Genomic DNA, 20,972 nt, shown 5'->3' with positions numbered 1-20,972 from the left:
GCTCAGTCATCTCCTTGTAAAAACGGAAGTGCCGCTTCATAGGATATAATCCTTTGCTCCATCAAACTTTTCACCGAATGATCCATCATATGCATTCCACTCGCTCGGCTCGTCTGAATCACGTTCGGAATCTGGTGCACCTTTTCTGAGCGTATCAAATTCGATACCGCCGCATTATTAATCATAATTTCTGTCGCTGCACGTCGGCCTTTTCCATCCATCGTCTTAAACAAACGTTGTGACACAACAGCCTTCAGTACACCAGACAACTGCACGCGGATTTGCGACTGTTGACCATGTGGAAACACGTCTATGATTCTATCGATCGTTGAAGCCGCACTCCATGTATGCAACGTCGCAAGCACTAAGTGACCCGTTTCTGCCGCTGTAATCGCGGTAGAAATCGTCTCCAAATCTCGCATCTCTCCTACAAGAATAACATCTGGATCTTGACGTAATGCCGCACGCAAACCATCCGCAAACGTCAACGTATCAAAACCAACTTCCCGCTGATCAATAATCGATGTACCATGATCATGCATATATTCAATCGGATCTTCAAGCGTAATAATATGCTTTCTCATCGTTTCATTCATATAACGAATCATCGCGGCTAGAGTCGTAGACTTTCCTGAACCTGTAGGACCAGTAACTAAAATCAAGCCTTGAGCAGTTCCCGCCAAATTCATAAGTGTTGCCGGCATATTCAAATCGTCAATCGTAGGGATTGTCGTAGGAATCGTCCGGAATGCTAATGAAATCGAACCGCGTTGTTGGAACGCATTGACACGAAAACGAGAGACACCTGCTATTTCATAAGAATAATCGATCTGCCCCGCTTCTCTAAACGCAGCAAGCATCTTTTCCGGTATCGTTTGAAAAGCAATTTTCTCGGTATCTTCTGGCGTTAACGGTGTTTCTCCATAACGCTTTAAATCTCCATGCACACGAAAAATCGGAGGTACACCGACAGTTAAGTGAATATCAGACGCCTTATTATTGAAAGCTTCCGTCAGTACTTGATCAATTCGTTCGAGCATTGCACACACTCCTATTCAATCAAGGCTATTCGCAACACTTCTTCTGTTGTTGTAATACCTTGTTTTACTTTTTCCAATCCGTCGTCTATCAGGAAAATCGTTTTACTCTTCTCTGCAATTTCACGAAATACAGTCGGCGCTGCTTCTTTGTTAATCGCGTCACGCATTTCTGCATTAATAATTAGCACCTCATGAATCGCAATACGCCCTCGATAACCCGTCATATTACATGCAGCACAACCTGATCCACGATGAATCTCATCAATTGTCATCCCACGCTTGGAAAAGATTGCTTTCTCGCGTTCAGTTGCTGGTTGCCTTGTTCCACAGTCACGGCACACGCGTCTGATCAAACGTTGCGCCACAATCGCATTCAAGGAAGCTGTCAGCAAGAAAGGTTCAACACCCATTTCAAGCAAACGAGAAATCGAAGCGACGGAATCATTCGTGTGGATCGTACTTAGTACTAAGTGTCCAGTTAAAGATGCACGAATCGCAATTTCTACCGTTTCTTTATCTCGGATTTCCCCGACCATGACCACATCTGGATCTTGCCGCAAAATCGAACGTAAACCTGCCGCAAACGTTAAACCTACATTAGGATTCACTTGAATTTGGTTGATTCCTTCTAATTGATACTCGACTGGATCTTCAATCGTAATGATATTGACATCTTCATTATTCAATCGATTCAACGCCGCGTATAGAGTAGACGATTTCCCGGAACCTGTAGGACCCGAAATTAAAATAATTCCGTTCGGCTTTTCAATTTCCACTAAAAAACGTTGCAAATTTGTCTCACCAAACCCTAACTTCGCTAAATCATTTAACGAGCTACTTAAGTCTAAAATCCGCATAACAATTTTTTCACCGAAAACAGTTGGCAACGTTGATAAACGCAAGTCAATCGGTCGGAAATCAATTGTTACTTTAAAACGACCATCTTGTGGAATACGTGATTCTGTAATATTCAAGTTGCCCATGATTTTAATACGCGCCAAGAGCATCGCTTGCATATGCTTCGGTAATGCCCGCTCCGTCTGAAGTTTCCCATCGATTCGAAAACGGATGACAACTTGGCGCTCTTGTGGGTCAATATGAATATCACTCGCTTTCATCGATACCGCACTTGAAATAATCTGATTGACGAGACGGACTACTGGAGAATCTTGATCGATTAATTCTTCTTGCTGTTGCAGTTGTTCTAGCGGCGTTTCCGGCTCTTCGAATAGTAGATCATCGAATATTTCATCATCATAATATCGAGTGATTGTTCGAGTAATATCGTCCTTCGAGGCAATCGCTGTTTCAATATGGAAGCCCGTCGATAAACGTAAATCTTCGATCGTATTATAGTCCATCGGGTCCGCCATCGCGACGAATAACTTATCTCCATCTTTCTTCAACGGCACAATCATTTTCTGCTTGGCCAATCCTTTGGGCACAATATTAAAGAGCTTCGGGTCAAACGGATATCTGAATAAGTTTACGTGCGGAATTCCTATCTGGAACTCGAGCACTTCGATCAATTGCTGCTCCGTAATATACCCACGCTGCAATAACGCATCCCCCAAACGTTGATCACGCGGTTTATCTTTTAATGTTACCATTAATTGCTCATCCGTCAGCAAACCCGACTCTATCAATAAATCCCCTAGACGTTTTCTAGTGACTACCATTAGACCCCTCCTTTATCAATCAAGCGGATCACCATTTTTATCGACGCGATTTCCACCTTTATCGTAAAATACTTCGTCCTTGTTTTGGCCTCCAGATGCGTTCGGGTTACCTGAATCATTTCCACCTGATATTCCCGATTTATCTGACGTATTGCCATTAGACGAGCCGTTACTACTAGACGATCCAGGCTTGCCGGAATCACTTCCATTAGCTGATCCATCTGTTGAAGAATTCCCTCCTGCAGTAGGTGAACTTGAATCTGGATTTAGATCCGATCCACTATTCGTCCCATCCGCACTACCAGCCGTCAAAGTTTTGGGACGAGTCAAGTTACGACGTTCCACTTTCGACTGTGGCGTATAGAAATCAATCGAAATATCTTCATAGTCTAGTAGAGAACCATTCAACAGGATACTTCGCTTAACCGTAGCTTCCATTGCTTTTTTACCTTTATTAATCGTTTGTACCCTACCAGACGGAATGAATGCACTATATTGAACAACCGTTTTCGGATTATATAGTTTTAAATTTTCGACTTCCGGAAGATACGTATGCATGAAAGGAAGTCCTTCAATAGAAAGTGTGATTTGAGAATTATCCCACTTGGTATGCAAGGTAAACACTGTCTGGTTTGGATTCGTTACTTGTAGATCGAGATCCAACTTGCGATTCACTACCGCTTCAAAACCAGGTTGCACACCTTCAGTTAACTCGTTACCAATACTGCGTTCGTCAATAATCCAGTTCGTTTGCAATGCTGTTTCATACAGTAACGATGCCATTATAGACATGTCCTGATCACTTGCAACGACTGACTCTCTGTCTTTCACGAACTCCTGAAATGAGAAAGTCGAGTTTGGTTGGATTTCTGCACCATTTAGATCATCCAGTAATAATCGCAATCCTTTAGTTAACTGCTTGGTTGCGTACGTTGCCGAAGCAATCGTTTGCGCTTGTTCATATAACTCCGGTATCGATTTTGCTAAATAAATATGCTGTGGCATAATTCCGCTACGTAATTGTGATTCAATTTGTGAAGCGAGTGTATCGACTTCATCTTCAGTAAAGACGAGCGAACTAAAATTCTGTGTTAATACGGTACGTAATCCGTCTCGCGATACAGTGGCAATTAATGCATTTTCTTGTCCCGATGAAGCTTGATCCACTGTCGCATCGACATCGAACGTTACCGCTTCAGAGGGAACATCCACATATAAATCTTGTACAATTAATTTCACTGCCAAATTCTGTTCTAACTCCACAAAGTCAGTCGTCAGTTTCTGTTTCGCTTTCTTACGGTTTAGTTTGGAGATATTAAACGGTCCAGCATAAGTATGCTTATCGAACCGTTTGATGTTGGAGAAGAACCCGTCGCCGGCATAGGCTTGCTGTGCGAATATCGTGGAAATTACAAGTAGTAATGCGCCTAAAGATAGGCTGATTTTGTATAGTTTATTTTTCAATAGTTATCGCCTCACAATGTAATGTACTAGCCTAGTAATAAAATACTTCTATCTCGGGATCAATCCAAGCAGGTTCATTCAAATCTGGGGAACTCGGATCAGTCACTACAGTTCCGCCACCTTGACAGTTCTTGAATAGATTATTAGGGTCTTTAACATAATCTGCTTCACTAATCCGGAAATGTTTACTTGGAATAATAGTCACACCAGCAGTTTTCGCTTTTTCAGCGACATAATATAACTTACCAGTACCACTAACAGTAATTTCTTTTAAATTAACAGAACCGCCTACACAAGCTTTAGAACCACTAGATATCTCTTGAGAGAAACTATTTGCTTCCCAGTCATTCCGTATTGCCAAAACACTGTTTCCGATAAGTTTGACATGCTTCGACGGTTTGAAGTTTCCACCCATCGCTACGAAAGATCCTGATAGATCAACTTGCTCTGCTGTGAAATTACCTTTTGTAAAAAAGTTGACGTTTTTGATATTTTGCATGTTTTTAAAAGCAATATTACCCTTTGCATAAAACTCACCGTTCTCCATGTTATTAAGATTGAACGAAGCAAGTTCACCTGTAACATAAAATTTGCTCCCTTTAACATTTCCACCCAAGTTACCATTAGGTTCTTTTGTGGCATCTCCGTCGAAATATAAAGTTGAATTATTTGCATTTTCAATTAAATTCACATCAGAAAACACACACTTTTTACCTGTTACATTTGCTTTTTTACCTGTAGGACATTGTAATGAAGGTTTAGTAATAAAAGGTAAATTATTATCCACAAACCAAGTTAAATCTTTCACTCCGCCGCTCGGCTGTGATCCACTATCTTCATCTTCATCTTCATCAAATTCAGGCATTGTAAAAACCAATTTAAAGTTCAGCATTTTATCATTTCCTCGGTATACCCCTTGAACATCACCAGAGATTGATACTGAGTAATTAGTAAGATCTTGTACGATGTTAAAATCTTTATCTGTAAAAGAGTACTTTTCACCAGCCAAATTTGCCGGTGTAATTGTATAATTATCTAATATCGCCCATAACGCCTTCACTGCATCTTTTCTAATCTTTGCTGGCAAATCCGCTAATTGCTGTTCTTTATTTATATCGTTACTACTTTGAATCTTCATTCTTTCCACTGAGTATATTTCTTTATAATCTTCCCATACCTGACCCTTAACATCGTTGTACTTATTAATATAGTTCCATTTGTAATAGTCCACGCCCATTTCAGCAGCCATAATCGCTAAATTATTTGTATCAACTATTTGCTCTTGTTTGGCATTGCTTAGGGCACCTCTCATAAACACTGCGCTAGTAATCATGATAAAAACAATCGCAAACAACACTATAATTAAAACGTAGCCATTCTCATTCTTACTTTTATCCATGATTTATCATCCTCACATCAAGAAGACTTTTTATATCTAGATGCCATTAGCGGAAAAGTTATGTTCCATTTAGTCTCTCTCGGATCTGTTATTTTGAATTCACTAATATACAGATCTTTATTACTTCGTAGTATCGAATATCGCACTTCTTCTGTAGTTGGCTCTTGTTCTTCTAGACTATAAATATACTCTTTGGTTATAGTATAGTTCTTTGGCGTATTGGGTTTATCACTATCACAATTCTCTACACTAACTTTGTTAGCTGTTATCACAAGTTCATACTCGTCACAAATGCGATGAAGCCGCTGAATTTCCGCAGTAATATAATTTCCATCTTGCTGAAGTCTTAATTTGTGCGTCTCCATAACATTATGCCGTGAACTAATAAAAAACGTTGTCCATATCAAACTTACAACTAGAGTCACAAGTAACAAAGTAGCCAACGTCTCAACGAGCGTCATACCTCGTTCATCTTGTTTAATGATAAATCCTCCTTTCAATCCACAGGTTTTTCCATGTAACCAAATGTTTCACTTACCTCTCGATCACCTTTGAAGACTACGACGTGGATTCTATGCAATGAAACTTCCGATACTAGCGGTGCAGTCAAATCGGTTGCAGTTTTGTAGGTTACTTGATATTTGAAAGATGGCTCTGCTTCATAGGTATACTCATAAATGATATAGCCTGGTTTAGATGTATGATCCGGCGGAATTTCTGTCAACTGATTATTGTCTTCTAAAAGAAGAGGATTTTCTTTCCAAAAGGCTAATTCTCTTTTTGCTAAATTCATTGTTTCTAGTTTAGCCTCTGTTCTTGCATTAAAGTTAGTCATCTGGGGATAAATCGTCATGAAGCCAACGAATACTATACCCAAAACCGTCAATGCAGCAAGTACCTCTACTAAGGTAAAGCCTTTCCCATCACTAACTTTCATGACGTAATCACCCTCCCTGTAACCTTCACACTCGGCATTTCCTACTACTCCATATCAAACTAAATATATTCCCAATAAAAAACCAGTCTAAAAAACCTATTACGTTAAGCCTATTGTCTCATTAAAGAACTCAATAAGTAAAGTGAGCCGACGACTACTTTTACTGTTTTTTCAATATTCTTTAAATCAATTTCTTCTAACGAGACTATCCTACTATTTTCTATTGGACATACTACCTGTAAATCCTCTGCTTTCGCTGCCTGCCCATGGGGAAAATCCACAAACGTAAAACTGTTTGCAAGTGGTGCAAGAATCTTCAATGTCTCGCCATAGTCCTTCGTATTCAACATCCCAACAACCCAGTCTACCTTTTCTCCTGGAAATTGTTCTTCTATCGTACGCACTAACATAGTAGCTGCTGCTGGATTATGTGCACCATCGATATAAACGTTTTCGCTAATTTCCTGAAAGCGGAACGGTAACTGTACGCCGGCGATTGCCTTTGCGACTTTTTCCTGTTTTAACGGTACGCCTGCTACTGATAACGCTTCGAGTGCGACTGCGTGATTGATTGCTTGGTGGGGGCCCTTCATGTTTCGTGTAGGGAGTTCGAATGTGTTCATACCGCGGAAGATTTCGATTTCTTCTTGTTTCATAGTGAAATTTTCTCCATAGGCTCGCACTAGACTTTTAGTATGTATAGCTTCTGCTAGAATAACGTCTTTTGCTTCATTTGGTAAATCTCCTACGACGACAGGAATATACGGTTTGATAATGCCCGCTTTATGTGAAGTGATTTTTCCCACCGTATCACCAAGAAATCCGGTGTGATCGAGCGCGATAGATGTGATGACGGAAACTAGTGGCGTGACGACATTCGTGCTATCGAGTCTGCCACCCATGCCCGTTTCGAGTAAAACGTAATCCGGTGTAGCGTTGCGGAAAGCTAAAAACGCAGCGACTGTCAGTAATTCAAAGTCTGTCAGCATGCCGCTTAGTCCTGCGGCTTCCATTTCTTCAAATACATACGCTAGTTCATCGGCTGTGATGGGTTTTTCGTTGATTCGAATTTGGTCATGTAGATCAAGCATCGCTGGCGAAGAAAAAACGCCTGTTTCGAAACCATGTGCTTGTAGGACTGCTTCCATAACCGCAATGGTCGAACCTTTACCGTTCGTGCCTGCCACATGAATGATGCGTAAATCTTTTTCTGGATTCAGTACATTCGCAAGCGCCTCTTCTATCGCGTCTAGTCCTGGCTTAATCGCATCATCACTTTTTATGTCAAATTGTTTTTTATATTCGTCTAATTTTGGAATCAAAGTATTTCCTCCTGTGCTAAAATTAAGATATATATGTAGTATAACAAAGGTGGCGAGTGGATTGAAAAGTTGTTGGGTAATATATAATGGAAGTTTGACGAGTGATAAATTCGCGGATCAGGCACGGCTCGTTCAAGGAGCAGCAGAACGTGCGGGGATACGAACGACTCTTTTGAAAAATTATGAAGTTCGGATGAACGTACAAAGAAAAATCGAGAATGTACCTGATTTTGTCGTCTTTCTAGATAAAGACACATTGCTGGCGCGTTACTTGAAACAACTGGGCATTCCTGTCTTCAATGATCCAGAAGTGATTGAGACGTGTGACAATAAAGCGAAACAATATTTGGAACTAGCAAAACACGGTGTCGCTATGCCGAGGACAATCATTGCGCCGAAAGTGTATCCGAATTTCACAATTGAAGATAGTGGTTATTATGAAAACGTCTTAGTAGAACTTGGTTTACCATTAATTATTAAAGAAGGTCACGGTTCATTCGGCATGAAAGTGTACTTAATCGAGACAAAAAAGGCATTTGATGAAAAAGTAAAGGAGCTACGTGGAGTCGATTACGTGTTCCAAGAGTTCATTGAAACGAGCAGAGGACGGGATCTACGCGTCAATATCGTAGGCGATCAAATCATTGCGTCAATGTACCGCCATTCTGAAACAGATTTCCGGGCGAATATTACAAACGGTGGTGTGGCGGAAGTTGTAGAGTTGACTCCAGCACAAGAAACACTCGCACTAGCAGCCGCCAAAGCAGTCGGTGCGGAATTCGCAGGTGTCGATTTACTATTCGGTCCAGGTGAACAACCACTCGTCTGCGAAGTAAATGGCGCGGCACATATTCGTAATCTCTTAAACGTCACCGGTATTAATGTAGCCGATGCGATGATTGCGTACATACTGGAGAAGCTTAGATGAAGGGTTTTGTCTATTACAATGCGGAGGAAGCGAAGCGAAATTATGCGTTTATAGACGATTTGATGAAAAAATCAAATGAGCTAGGAATCGCGTTAGAACTAGTGTTAGAACCACCTACAAAGTCAGTAGATTTCATTTTATTCCGCGATCGTGATCCCGAATTGGCTTTACAATTAGAACAAGCAGGCTATCGACTATTCAATCGCGCGAGTGTGCAAGAAATCGCGAATGATAAACTACGCACATTTGAACTCGCAAGGACGCTTGGCATTCCTACCGTCCCAACATTCCGTGCAGATCAGCGACTACCGGAGTTGCCATTGGTATTGAAAACACGTGGAGGTCATGGTGGAAGTGAAGTATTCCTTTGCGAAACGAAACAGCAAGTAGATGATGTGCTCATTTGCTTTGAAGCAAACGAACTTATCGCACAACCATTCATCCAATCCAATGCAACTGACGTCCGGGTATTCATGCTTGGTGAAAAAATTATTGGTGCAGTGAAACGAACAGGTTCTCAGGATTCTTTCAAATCCAACTACACACTCGGTGGTACAGTAGAAAAGTATTCTTTAAGCGATAGCGAAACGAAACAAGTGAAAACGATTTCCCGGGCAATTTCCAGCGACTATATCGGTATCGATTTTATTCTCCCGACGACTGGTGGCTGGTTGTTGAATGAAATCGAGGATCCAGTTGGGGCACGATCGTTGTATGTGACATATGATTTTTCTGTAGCGGAGAAGTTGATGGAGTATGTAAAGGAGCAGTTGGAAGCTTGATACAAGTGGCATTTGATTTTTTCATCAAGCGGTTAAACATGCTATTTTCGGGTAAATTAATTAGAATTCCTTTTAATCATTGATTGAAAGGGATTCTTTTTTGGATTAAACAGATAAAACTCCACGGAACGTTTATTGATACACACCTTAAATATCCCTATGATGAAAATAGAGTAGGAGGAACAAAAACTTTCTCCACAGCCCTGTTTTTTATTGCACAATATATTCAATCTTAAAATTAGAAGATAGCAACTACTTTTTAGTAAATCAATCCTCCCAATAAAAAATAGCATCCATAACTAAGTACTGTCTCACTGGACGATAAATTGTTGGGATTTTCGTTTGAAATGATAAAGGTTGTTCAATATCTTTAGCTTCCAACAATTCATAGTCAAAATCTTTTAGGACATTCTTTAATTCAGCTGCAAACGTTAGAAGCTTCTCGCTAACAGTTAATCGATGGGGACCATCGAGTATAGAACCGTATCCCCCACCAACGGTTTCATTCGTTTCAATACGCACTTTTTTATATCGTTCATCTTCGCCTAGTATCGCTACTGCTGCAAGGCGTGAAATATCAATAAGTATTCCCTTTATCTCTACCTCCTGAAATCCATACTTCTCTCCCACAACCATCACATCTTCTTTTCGATAACAAAAAAATTCAATAAACGAAGCGTAGCCACTGCCGAAATGATTCCATTCTGCTTTACACACTACATTTGGAATGCGATTAATCCGATAAAATAAATGTCTAATATGAGACTCAACTTCTATTTCATTAGCAGTATCATAAGGAAATGCATCCCCAATCATTTTTCCTTCAATGAGTTTTTGTAGTTGTTCATCCGAAAACATGCGAACACCTCTTTTACATTTACTCTTCACTTAATAAATCAGATAAAAATCGCTTTCGGTTCTCTAAAAAGTACCTAGTAATTTGATAATGGTCGGTCTTTTCATAGTCAATCGGTGAAATTTCCCCCTCATCAAAACTTAAAATCTCTGCGTTTGGATACCCTAATAGAATCGGTGAATGTGTCGCGATGATAAATTGTACATTTCCCTCTGACACTAAGTCATGAATAATCCGTAAAAAAGTCAGCTGTCTTGCAGGGGATAACGCAGCTTCCGGTTCATCTAACAGATAAATCGCTTGGCCTTTAAACCGATTAAGAAATAACGATAAAAACGATTCGCCATGAGACTGCTCGTGAAGCGATCTTCCACCATAATCTTTAAACCCTGACTCATCCACTTCCTCAAGATGTGTTGCAAAACTATAAAATGATTCTGCTCGCAAGAAAAATCCATTCGTTACTTTAGGTAGCCAAGAAAGCCGAATATGTTTACCAAGTACTGATTCTGATGCATAGACATCATATGTATTATTTCGTCCCCCGCCAGCCGTATTAAAATCACAACGATCCGCAATCGCTTCCAACAACGTAGATTTTCCAGAGCCATTTTCTCCTACGAAAAACGTCACCGGATTTTCTAAATTCAACTTTTTTAGATTTTTGATAGAAGGGATTGAAAATGGATATCGACCAAAAGAAGGAATCTCTTCTTCCAAAAGTGCAATTCTTTTTAAGAACATCTTACTCCCCCTTTTTTATTATTTTGTTCAAACTGATTTAGACGTAAAAACGACCTCATAATGATCACATTCATTCGTGACATTGCAGGCATGCTCATTTACTTCAGGTTTGCCGCTAGATTCTTAGGTTTATAATAAATAAAATACCTATGTAAGAAAAATCATACAGCGTTCTTACACAGGTATATTGTTCAAGTAATTATCCATTTACACATCTTCACTTTCAGCAATCACTTTTAGCACACCCGCTCGTTTTCTAATAAAATTCTGCATATAACGTTTCAAAAATAACTGATCAGCCATCACACCAAGTAAAGACAATGGCGAACTATAGTCGAAACGATCAATCATCCATGTTCCATTCTGTACCTCGATAAATTCATGGGTATGTGTAAATGAATGAAAGAGTCCTTTCACCATGGAATCCTTAAATAAATGAGGTCTTTCCACGACAATCATCTGAGAACTTAGTTGCGTACGTATACCAAAATGTACGGTTTCCCACGTAACGATATCCCCTTTTTCCAGCAAACCAGAAGTTACCCCGCCAACTGCTTTTTGTTTTATGTCTGGCGCTGTTCGCATAATCGTTTCAACATCTCTTGCAAGTTCAAAACACTTATCAATCGGAGCTGAAATAAATTCCCTATGTGTGATCATTGGCATGACAATTCCTCCATATGCTTTATGGATGATAGTATGTGTGCCTTTAGTCGCTTTAAACATGTACATGCTTATTACGCAGTAGCGTATTATTACAAATTTATATGCCAACTCTTGGATTTATTACGTGGTTACTCATTTGAAAAATGTTTTAAAGCCTCCCGCTTACTAAGCGGTTTTAAAGAGTGTTGATTGACAAAGTTTTTGACATGATTAGGTTGGGTTTTAGCATATTCACGTAATACCCACCCGATTGCCTTTTGAACAAAAAACTCATCACTACTTGCTCGTCTTAAAATATATCGAAATAACCGTTCTTCGTCTGTTTTTTCTTTATATTTAAGTTGGTACAATATCGCTGACCTTTGTAGCCAAATATTTTCACTTTCAATCCATTTATCAGCATATATAGGAATCGTTTCGGGATTCGTTAAAAACATATATCCAAAGATATTTGGCGAAAGCACATCTACCGTCTCCCACCATGACTTTTTTACAATTAAAGTGGATAGCCATGACATATCATCGGTAGTAAGGTTCTTTTTTGTGTGTTCAAGAATATCTAGAGCTGCTTTTTGGTATTCACGTTCTGGAAGATCCCAAAGTGAAAAAATAATATCTTTCAATTTATCATTTTGCGGTAAACCATTTTCTTTTATAAATTGTTTAATTAACTTTCTACGAATAGGTGTTCGAATACCTAGGAAATCAAATTGGTTTCTAACATAGTTTTTAGACCACACAGCATAATCCTCATCGGCATGTTCTGAAAAGATATGAACAAGTTCTTGAATATACGGCTTTAATGAATCATTCATAAGACTTTGTCACCTTTCACTTCATTAATCAATGGATTACAAACAAGTATATCATTTCTTACATATTATTAAATAGCTCAGTACCTCCCCCGAACGTAGAATACAAAAACCCATCTAACAGCGAAAACTTTTCGCCATCAGATGGGTCTCCTAAATTAATTAAATTTCCTTTAACTCCGCAATACGACGCTCAACCGCCGCATACTTCACTAAATAATCTTGTTCTTTCGCACGTTCTTCCTCAACAACTGCAGCAGGGGCTTTCGCTGTAAAGCGTTCGTTAGATAACTTGCCTTGCACTCGCTTCACTTCACCTTGCCACTTGCCGAGTTCTTTCGTCAAACGAGCCAACTCTTCTTCAATATCAAGCAATCCTTCAAGCGGCAAATACAACTCTGCCCCTGTCACGACTGCCGACATTGTCTTACCTGGTGCATTGACATTTACACCAATTGTCAACGACTCTGGATTACAGAAACGTTCAACATATTGACGATTTGCTTCAAGTACCGCCACAGTCGCGTCATCCTTTGCAGAAATATACAAATCGACTTTACGGCTCATCGGTGTATTCACTTCTGCACGAATTGTACGTACTGCTTTAATAATATCCATCAATAATTTCATATCCGTTGCACGCGATTTATCCATCAACTGTGCATCGACTTCTGGCCACTTCGCCACTGTGATCGACTCCCCAACGTGAGGAAGGTTCTGCCAGATCTCTTCAGTAATGAAAGGCATCAATGGGTGCAATAAACGCATCGTCTGATCTAGAACATGCGCAAGTACAGAACGCGTCATCTTCTTCGCTACTTCATCTTCACCATATAATGGCAATTTCGCCATTTCAATATACCAGTCACAGAAATCATCCCAGATGAAGTTGTACAATGCGCGACCCATTTCACCGAATTCATAGCGATCGGCAAGGCTTGTCACTTGTTCAACCGTTTCATTCAGACGAGTTAAGATCCATGCGTCCGCTACAGATTTCTCCCCTGTTAGATCGATTTCGTCGTATGTCATACCGTCCATATTCATCAATGCGAAACGGGAAGCATTCCAAATTTTATTGGCAAAATTCCAGATCGCTTCTACTTTTTCGGTAGAATAACGCAAATCCTGACCAGGTGAAGAACCTGTGGCTAGGAAGTAACGCAATGCGTCGGCACCGTACTGATCGATCACGTCCATTGGGTCTACACCGTTACCGAGAGACTTAGACATTTTACGACCGTCTTCTGCACGTACAAGTCCATGGATTAAGACATCCTTAAATGGACGCTCCTCCGTGAATTCGAGTGCTTGGAAGATCATGCGGGACACCCAAAAGAAGATGATATCATATCCTGTAACAAGGGTATCGTTCGGATAGTATTTCTTGAACGTTTCGCTGTTAACATCCGGCCAACCCATAGTCGAGAAAGGCCAAAGTGCAGACGAGAACCATGTATCCAAAACGTCTTTGTCCTGTGTCCAGTTCTCTTCATCTGCCGGTGCTTCTTGACCAACATGGATTTCACCTGTTGTGTTATGGTACCAAGCCGGGATACGGTGGCCCCACCAAAGCTGACGAGAAATGCACCAGTCATGAACATTTTCCATCCAACCAAGATACGTCTTTTCAAAACGTTCTGGTACGAAATGAACTTTCTCATCTTCGTTCTTCTGCAACTTAATCGCTTGTTCAGCAAGTGGTTGCATATTAACGAACCATTGTGTAGATAAATAAGGTTCTACGACTGCTCCACTACGTTCCGAGTGACCGACTGAATGCATATGGTCTTCAATTTCGAATAACACGTCCATATCTTGCAGATCTTTGACGATTTGCTTACGGCATTCGAAACGATCCAACCCTTCGTATTTACCTGCTAATTTATTCATCGTACCGTCTTCGTTCATGACGAGTACGCGTGGCAAGTTATGACGATTCCCTACTTCAAAGTCATTCGGGTCATGTGCAGGTGTAATTTTCACTGCACCGCTTCCGAAGTCCATTTCCACATAATCATCTGCCACGATTGGAATTTCACGGCCAACGATTGGCAATGTTACCATTTTGCCGATCAAGTGCTTGTAACGCTCATCTTCCGGGTGCACTGCAACCGCTGTATCACCGAGCATCGTTTCCGGACGTGTTGTAGCAATTTCGATAGATCCAGTACCATCCGTTAATGGATAGCGCATATGATAGAATGCACCTTGAACGTCTTTATGAATCACTTCGATATCGGATATTGCTGTTTTCGTCGCAGGATCCCAGTTGATGATATATTCACCGCGATAGATTAGCTTTTTCTCGTATAATTTTACGAATACTTCACGTACCGCTTTTGACAATCCTTCATCTAGAGTAAAACGTTCTTGCGAATAATCAAGCGCCAATCCTAGTTTCGCCCATTGTGCACGAATATGGCTTGCATATTCTTCTTTCCACTTCCATGTTTCTTGTACAAATTTCTCGCGGCCTAAATCATGGCGTGTCTTACCTTCAGAACGTAATTTTTCTTCAACTCTTGCTTGTGTTGCGATACCCGCATGGTCCATTCCAGGTAACCATAGTGCGTCGTAGCCTTGCATACGCTTCATACGAATAAGCATATCTTGTAGCGTAGTATCCCAAGCATGGCCCAAGTGAAGTTTACCCGTAACGTTTGGTGGCGGGATAACGATTGTATACGGTTCTTTCTCGCTTTTTACATCGGATTCAAAGTATTTTCCTTGTAGCCACCAGTCATAACGTCCATTTTCTACAGCTTGCGGGTCATACTTCGTTGGCATCGTTAATTCATCAGTCATTTCAGTTCCTCCTTCAGTTAAAAAAAGGGATACAAAAAAGCTCCATTCTTCCCGGTTAAAGGACGAAGGAGCTCGTGGTACCACCTTTATTTATGAACGCTAAAATAGCATACATCTTCATGAATTGGTAACGGTTTTCACCGGTCTCTGCTACTGTTTTTCACAGAAACTGCTCATAGGGGACTTTCCATCTGTCGTTTCCAGGTACGTTCCACCAATCGTACCCTCTCTAGAGAAAACTGTACACATGTACTTACCTATTCTTCGCATAGTTATTCTTATCACCCATTATTATAGGCGAAGAATACTATCTCCGTCAAGTTTTACTTGCAGACTAAAGAAAGGATGATGTATTGTGCGTAAAGGCTATAATCCGTATTTATTGCCACCTTGGCTGAGAAGAACACGGTTTTATTGTAAAGGCTGTATTATTCCTCTTACGGTGTTTCAATTAATCCGTTTACTCATTGTGCCAACGACGGGTGACTTTTTATTATTTTGCTTACTCGCTTGTTTATCCTTCTGCTTCTACAAAAATATTATTTGAATGGAAGATCTTTCTCGTCACGTCGTCATCTAGTGCGGCGATGTATAAGAGAAAGTCTTCCATTTCATTATGCACATTTTCGACTGCTCGGTCTGCATTCGCAAGGAATTCCATATGTGATGTCGATTCTACGGCGAATTCAGCAGCGACGGGTTGCGCGACAGCGACTTCTTCTTGGACTTTCACCTCTTTCAGATGAACCGTCCACTCTAAATGTAATCCACCGTCGTTTGGCGTGGCCTTTATTTCATCTACATGTAATTCCAATATGCCTTTGTATTCTGCAGGCAAATCAACGTTTAATGGCACAGCATATTCGAAATATCCTTTGTTGTTATCCACTTCTACGTCATCAATCACGAGGCGTTCTTCTGAAGCATCTGCCACTGGCTTGTCTCCATCAAATACGACATTCGCTGCAATGTGATAAATTCCCTGCAAGCGAATCGAATCTTCTGTTCGGTCTTCCGTAAACCCAGGCGTCACTTTACATTCAGCGGCTTCTGTAAACGCACCATATTCAGCTGGAAAATAAAATGTTTCTTGTACCGTCCATTGATGTCTAGTCAATCTACTTCACTCCTTTTCTTAGCTCAGGCTATTATATGAAGCAGGTAGAGGGTTTAGAAGGAAAAGCTGATAACAATGACAGCAATTGCGCTATTCCAGGCTTGCACCGCGCTATTCAACGCTCGAGACGCGCCATTCCAAAGGCAAACCGCGCCATTCAACGCCCGGGCCGCGCCATTCCAGAGGCAAACCGCCCTATTCAACGCCCGGGCCGCGCCATTCCAAAGCCAAACCGCCCTATTCAACGCTCGGGCCGCGCCATTCCAAAGGACAACCGCCCTATTCAACGCCCGGGCCGCGCCATTCCAAAGGCAAACCGCGCTATTCAACGCCCGGGCCGCGCCATTCCAAAGGACAACCGCGCTATTCACAGCTAGAACAGCGCCATTCGTCCAACTTATTGAACATAAAAAGCACCGGGCAAGTATATCTGCCCGGTGCTCCAAATTATCTCTTCAATTTCTCAAACACGGTATGGAATGCTTCCACTGTTTTCGCAATATGCTCTTCAGTATGTGCCGCTGACAAGAACATTCCTTCAAACTGGGAAGGAGGTAGGAAAATACCTTCTGCCGCCATTAAACGGTAATATTCTGCGAACAACTCTAGATCAGAGGATTTTGCTTTATCGTAATTATAGACGCGTTCATTCGTAAAGAAGAAGCCGATCATGGATCCTGCACGATTGACTGTGTGCGGAATATTATTTGCGGTAGCCGCTGCACGGAAACCTTCTTCTAATTGATCGCCTAACTTAATGAAACGCTCATAGGATTTAGGTGTTAGCTTCTTCAGCGTTTCGATACCTGCTGTCATCGCTAGTGGATTTCCAGAAAGTGTACCTGCTTGATAAACGGTTCCTGCAGGTGCCACATGTTCCATAATTTCTCTTTTCCCACCGTAAGCTCCAACAGGCAAACCACCACCGATTACTTTACCGAGACAAGTTAAATCGGGCTTGATGCCGAAGTGGCCTTGTGCACATTTATAACCAACACGGAATCCAGTCATCACTTCATCGAAAATCAATAATGTCCCGTTTGCTTCTGTCAATTCACGTAAGCCTTGTAAGAATCCGTGTTCCGGACCAACAACGCCCATATTACCTGCAACCGGTTCGACAATAACACCTGCTAAATCTTCGCCAAATTGTTCAAATGCTTCTTTGACACTCGCTAAATCATTATAAGGAACAGTAATCGTGTTTGAAGCGATTGATTCCGGTACACCAGGGCTGTCTGGCAAGCCTAACGTCGCCACACCAGATCCTGCTTTAATCAGTAATGAATCTGCGTGACCATGATAGCAACCTTCGAATTTCAAAATTTTATTACGCTTCGTATAGCCACGAGCTAAACGAAGTGCACTCATTGTCGCCTCTGTACCTGAAGATACCATACGCACCATTTCAATGGAAGGCACACGATCGATTACAAGTTCTGCTAGTTCATTTTCAAGTAAAGTAGGTGCTCCGAAGCTTGTTCCTGTTTCAGCAACTTTTTGAATAGCTGCAACAACGTCCGGATGCGTATGTCCTAAAATAAGTGGACCCCAAGATAATACATAGTCGATATATTCATTGCCATCGATATCTTTGATGATGGCTCCTTTACCACTTTCCATGAAGATCGGATCCATATTGACGGATTTGAATGCACGAACTGGAGAGTTCACACCACCAGGCATAAGTTCTACCGCCTGTTTAAATGCTTGTTCTGATTTCGAATAATTATTTCCCAATTACTTCTCCTCCAACCAGCGAGCGGCGTCTTTTGCATGATACGTCATGATAATATCCGCGCCTGCACGCTTCATACTTGTCAGCGTTTCTAGTACAATTTTCTTTTCATCCACCCAACCGTTTAACGCTGCAGCTTTGAGTACTGCATATTCGCCACTGACGTTATACGCAACGACTGGCAATAGCACATGATTCTTCACATCACGGATAATATCTAAATACGATAGCGCGGGCTTAACGATTAAGAAGTCTGCACCTTCAACAATATCAGATTCCGCTTCTCGCATCGCTTCCATACGGTTCGCCGGATCCATTTGATATGTTTTCCGATCTCCAAACTGCGGAGTCGAGCCTGCCGCTTCACGGAATGGACCATAATAAGCCGAAGCATACTTCACCGCATACGACATAACAGGAATATGCTTAAAGCCATTTTCATCAAGCGCTTGACGAATGGCAGCAACGAAACCGTCCATCATATTCGATGGTGCAATAATATCTGCTCCAGCTTGTGCTTGGCTCACCGCCGTTTTCGCAAGCAGAACGAGACTTTCATCATTATCAACATCTTCTCCATGAACGACACCGCAATGTCCGTGGTCTGTATACTCGCATAGACAAGTATCCGCAACTACTAAAAGGTCTGGATGGCGCTCTTTTACGGCACGAGTCGCACGCTGAATAATTCCTTCATCACTATACGCACCTGTTCCAAGCGCGTCCTTTTCGTTTGGAACACCGAATAGTATAATGGATGGAATGCCAAGTGCAACGACTTCATCTGTTTCTAGGAGGAATTGGTCAATTGAAAACTGATCAATTCCAGGCATAGACGCAATCGGATTACGAACGTTCTCGCCTTCTGTTACAAAAATGGGATAAATGAAATCCGCTGCTTTTACTTCTGTCTCTCTCACCATCGAGCGCAAGTTTGCATTTGCACGAAGTCTGCGATGGCGCTTGAATTCTACTGGATTCATTTCATTACTTCCTTTCCTTTAGCTAGCGCATGGACTAGCTCTACTAATGTGTACGTTTCAGGTTTTACGTGTACAGGCGCGCCTACTTTCAACAATGCACGTTCTGTCACATGACCGATCGCGCATATCGTAAAACCGCTCCAAGTCGTCTTCGGGGCTATGCGCGAAGAAAACACTTCGACTGCAGACGGACTAGCAAATAATACGGACACTTGATCTTTATGAGTAATTTGTCGAATGAGTTTATCGATTTCACTCGTTGCAATTTTCGTTTCATACACAGTCCACTCTGATACATGGAATGGTAATTGTTCTCTAATCAAACTACCTGCAAGCGAGCCTTTCAAAAACACGACATGCAATTTCTCGGATTCTTTTGGCTTGAACTGCTTAACGAAGACATCCGCACTAAAAACGCTCGGAATAAACGACACCGTAAAGCCAAGCTTATCAAGCGCAGCGGCTGTCCTAGTACCGACAGCTGCAACTTTCCCTTTGAATGTACCTGAAGACACATCATAACGTTGCATTTTCGCGCGGAATGCCGCAACAGCAGATTGGCTAGTAAAAATTAGCCAATCTGCTTTCATTGCTTGTCGAAGTTTTTGTAAATCAGCTTTCTTACTCACTTCTTCCACTTCAATCAATGGAATTGAAATCGGCGTACCACCGTAGGATTTAACCAAATCAGCGGCTTCTTTAGATTTCGGGGTACCTGTGAAAATTACCGTTTCCCCTAGTAACGGTAGAGCTTTACGCATCCATTTCCGCCTTCACTTTCTCGATTACTTCAGCGGCCCCTTGTTCGCGTAAAATCTTACTCACTTCTTTACCAACGGCAACCGGGTCTGTTCCTTTCACAGTTTCACGGAAGACTTCAATCGCATCTGGAGACGCAATGAAACCTGTCAGCTCTACTTCATTTCCATCATACGTCGCAAATCCAGCGATCGGAACTTGGCATGAACCATCCATTTCATTTAAGAAAGTACGTTCAGCTTGCAGTTCTATCCACGTATTCTTATCTGTTAGCTTAGACAATTCTTGGAGTAATTCAGCGTCGTCTTCACGGCACTCAATCGCCAACGCACCTTGTCCAACAGCTGGGATACAGTCGTCAAGCGATAAATGTTCCGTAACGATATCATCGTCCCAGCCCATGCGCTTCAGTCCAGCAGCTGCTAAAAGAATCGCGTCATATTCGCCGTCGCGCATTTTACGCAAACGCGTATCGATGTTACCGCGGATCCATTTGATTTCAAGATCGGGACGCAGCATCAATAGCTGTGAACTACGACGTAAGCTTGACGTTCCGACTACTGCACCAATAGGCAAGTCCATGAAACGAACATGATCATTTGCGATATAAGCATCGCGTGGATCCACACGTTTCGGAATACAACCAACTGTTAAACCAGCAGGAATTTCAGCAGGCATATCTTTCATGCTATGTACTGCAAAATCGATTTCTTTATCAAAAAGAGCTTGTTGAATTTCTTTAACGAATAATCCTTTACCGCCGACTTTCGACAACATGACGTCAAGAATCTGGTCACCTTTCGTAACGATTTCTTTGACTTCAAACTCAAATGGTGCACCAGCTTGCTTCATCTGCTCAATGAACCAATTAGTTTGTGTAATTGCTAATTTACTTCTACGGGAACCTACAATAATTTTTCTCACAATATACTTCCTTC

General features: G+C 41.4%; 18 protein-coding genes and 1 other annotated feature. Of the genes, 2 read left to right on the top strand and 16 right to left on the bottom strand.

The annotated features are described in order from the left end of the window. Positions 1-2: 2 nt before the first annotated feature. The 6 genes from CSV79_RS09835 to CSV79_RS09805 all read right to left on the bottom strand — a co-directional run bounded on the left by CSV79_RS09835 (position 3) and on the right by CSV79_RS09805 (position 7,841). Positions 3-1,040, bottom strand: a complete 1,038-nt coding sequence (locus CSV79_RS09835) for a type IV pilus twitching motility protein PilT (RefSeq protein ID WP_099688880.1) — start codon at positions 1,038-1,040, stop codon at positions 3-5. A gap of 11 nt (positions 1,041-1,051) precedes the next feature. After that, entirely contained in the window at positions 1,052-2,719 is a 1,668-nt protein-coding gene (locus tag CSV79_RS09830; protein WP_099688879.1) for a GspE/PulE family protein, read from the bottom strand. Between the two features lie 15 nt (positions 2,720-2,734). Further along, positions 2,735-4,183 (bottom strand): VanW family protein, encoded by a 1,449-nt coding sequence (locus tag CSV79_RS09825; RefSeq protein ID WP_099688878.1) that lies wholly within the window; start codon positions 4,181-4,183, stop codon positions 2,735-2,737. 31 nt (positions 4,184-4,214) lie between these two features. Then, positions 4,215-5,582 carry a hypothetical protein gene (locus tag CSV79_RS09820; RefSeq protein WP_099688877.1) on the bottom strand — a complete coding sequence of 456 codons (1,368 nt, stop codon included), beginning with the start codon at positions 5,580-5,582 and terminating at the stop codon, positions 4,215-4,217. Between the two features lie 496 nt (positions 5,583-6,078). Then, entirely contained in the window at positions 6,079-6,519 is a 441-nt protein-coding gene (locus tag CSV79_RS09810) for a PulJ/GspJ family protein (protein ID WP_099688875.1), read from the bottom strand. 110 nt (positions 6,520-6,629) lie between these two features. Next, positions 6,630-7,841 (bottom strand): bifunctional folylpolyglutamate synthase/dihydrofolate synthase, encoded by a 1,212-nt coding sequence (locus CSV79_RS09805; RefSeq protein WP_158232508.1) that lies wholly within the window; start codon positions 7,839-7,841, stop codon positions 6,630-6,632. Between the two features lie 61 nt (positions 7,842-7,902). On the opposite strand from CSV79_RS09805, the gene CSV79_RS09800 reads away from it, so the two are divergent. Then, positions 7,903-8,769 carry an ATP-grasp domain-containing protein gene (locus CSV79_RS09800; RefSeq protein ID WP_099688873.1) on the top strand — a complete coding sequence of 289 codons (867 nt, stop codon included), beginning with the start codon at positions 7,903-7,905 and terminating at the stop codon, positions 8,767-8,769. Continuing rightward, entirely contained in the window at positions 8,766-9,551 is a 786-nt protein-coding gene (locus CSV79_RS09795; protein WP_099688872.1) for an ATP-grasp domain-containing protein, read from the top strand. Before CSV79_RS09800 ends, CSV79_RS09795 begins: the two co-directional genes overlap by 4 nt. A 267-nt stretch (positions 9,552-9,818) precedes the next feature. On the opposite strand, the gene CSV79_RS09790 is transcribed toward CSV79_RS09795, so the two are convergent. From CSV79_RS09790 to hemC, 10 genes are all read right to left on the bottom strand, one after another. Next, the gene (locus CSV79_RS09790) at positions 9,819-10,409 is read right to left on the bottom strand and encodes a hypothetical protein (RefSeq protein ID WP_099688871.1); all 591 of its coding nucleotides are present in this window, start codon (positions 10,407-10,409) and stop codon (positions 9,819-9,821) included. A gap of 19 nt (positions 10,410-10,428) precedes the next feature. Then, on the bottom strand, positions 10,429-11,151 hold the full coding sequence (locus CSV79_RS09785; protein WP_099688870.1) for an AAA family ATPase: 723 nt from the start codon (positions 11,149-11,151) through the stop codon (positions 10,429-10,431). Between the two features lie 207 nt (positions 11,152-11,358). Further along, on the bottom strand, positions 11,359-11,817 hold the full coding sequence (locus CSV79_RS09780) for an SRPBCC family protein (protein WP_099688869.1): 459 nt from the start codon (positions 11,815-11,817) through the stop codon (positions 11,359-11,361). Positions 11,818-11,945: 128 nt separating this feature from the next. Beyond that, a complete protein-coding gene (locus CSV79_RS09775; RefSeq protein ID WP_099688868.1) occupies positions 11,946-12,632 on the bottom strand; it encodes a DNA alkylation repair protein in 687 nt (228 codons plus the stop codon). A 159-nt stretch (positions 12,633-12,791) separates the two neighbouring features. Next, positions 12,792-15,437 (bottom strand): valine--tRNA ligase, encoded by a 2,646-nt coding sequence (locus CSV79_RS09770; RefSeq protein ID WP_099688867.1) that lies wholly within the window; start codon positions 15,435-15,437, stop codon positions 12,792-12,794. Between the two features lie 55 nt (positions 15,438-15,492). Continuing rightward, positions 15,493-15,711: a binding site (T-box leader), on the bottom strand. 240 nt (positions 15,712-15,951) lie between these two features. Then, the gene (locus CSV79_RS09760) at positions 15,952-16,554 is read right to left on the bottom strand and encodes a hypothetical protein (protein ID WP_099688865.1); all 603 of its coding nucleotides are present in this window, start codon (positions 16,552-16,554) and stop codon (positions 15,952-15,954) included. A 447-nt stretch (positions 16,555-17,001) separates the two neighbouring features. Next, positions 17,002-18,294 carry a glutamate-1-semialdehyde 2,1-aminomutase gene (hemL, locus tag CSV79_RS09750; RefSeq protein WP_099688863.1) on the bottom strand — a complete coding sequence of 431 codons (1,293 nt, stop codon included), beginning with the start codon at positions 18,292-18,294 and terminating at the stop codon, positions 17,002-17,004. Continuing rightward, a complete protein-coding gene (gene hemB / locus CSV79_RS09745) occupies positions 18,295-19,275 on the bottom strand; it encodes a porphobilinogen synthase (protein ID WP_099688862.1) in 981 nt (326 codons plus the stop codon). Continuing rightward, entirely contained in the window at positions 19,272-20,036 is a 765-nt protein-coding gene (locus tag CSV79_RS09740) for a uroporphyrinogen-III synthase (protein WP_099688861.1), read from the bottom strand. Before CSV79_RS09740 ends, hemB begins: the two co-directional genes overlap by 4 nt. Beyond that, positions 20,029-20,958 (bottom strand): hydroxymethylbilane synthase, encoded by a 930-nt coding sequence (gene hemC / locus CSV79_RS09735; protein WP_099688860.1) that lies wholly within the window; start codon positions 20,956-20,958, stop codon positions 20,029-20,031. Before hemC ends, CSV79_RS09740 begins: the two co-directional genes overlap by 8 nt. Positions 20,959-20,972: the final 14 nt, after the last annotated feature.

The organism is Sporosarcina sp. P13, from assembly GCF_002743055.1.
Lineage (GTDB): Bacteria > Bacillota > Bacilli > Bacillales_A > Planococcaceae > Sporosarcina.
Note: the sequence above shows the minus strand (reverse complement) of the source record. Positions and strands in the feature narration are given on the sequence as shown.

Coding starts and splice junctions, on each gene's coding strand:
- CSV79_RS09835 (WP_099688880.1), bottom strand. CDS start 1,040: ATGCTCGAACGAATTGATCAAGTACTGACGGAAGCTTTCAATAATAAG.
- CSV79_RS09830 (WP_099688879.1), bottom strand. CDS start 2,719: ATGGTAGTCACTAGAAAACGTCTAGGGGATTTATTGATAGAGTCGGGT.
- CSV79_RS09820 (WP_099688877.1), bottom strand. CDS start 5,582: ATGGATAAAAGTAAGAATGAGAATGGCTACGTTTTAATTATAGTGTTG.
- CSV79_RS09810 (WP_099688875.1), bottom strand. CDS start 6,519: ATGAAAGTTAGTGATGGGAAAGGCTTTACCTTAGTAGAGGTACTTGCT.
- CSV79_RS09795 (WP_099688872.1), top strand. CDS start 8,766: ATGAAGGGTTTTGTCTATTACAATGCGGAGGAAGCGAAGCGAAATTAT.
- CSV79_RS09790 (WP_099688871.1), bottom strand. CDS start 10,409: ATGTTTTCGGATGAACAACTACAAAAACTCATTGAAGGAAAAATGATT.
- CSV79_RS09785 (WP_099688870.1), bottom strand. CDS start 11,151: ATGTTCTTAAAAAGAATTGCACTTTTGGAAGAAGAGATTCCTTCTTTT.
- CSV79_RS09780 (WP_099688869.1), bottom strand. CDS start 11,817: ATGCCAATGATCACACATAGGGAATTTATTTCAGCTCCGATTGATAAG.
- CSV79_RS09775 (WP_099688868.1), bottom strand. CDS start 12,632: ATGAATGATTCATTAAAGCCGTATATTCAAGAACTTGTTCATATCTTT.
- CSV79_RS09770 (WP_099688867.1), bottom strand. CDS start 15,437: ATGACTGATGAATTAACGATGCCAACGAAGTATGACCCGCAAGCTGTA.
- hemB (WP_099688862.1), bottom strand. CDS start 19,275: ATGAATCCAGTAGAATTCAAGCGCCATCGCAGACTTCGTGCAAATGCA.
- CSV79_RS09740 (WP_099688861.1), bottom strand. CDS start 20,036: ATGCGTAAAGCTCTACCGTTACTAGGGGAAACGGTAATTTTCACAGGT.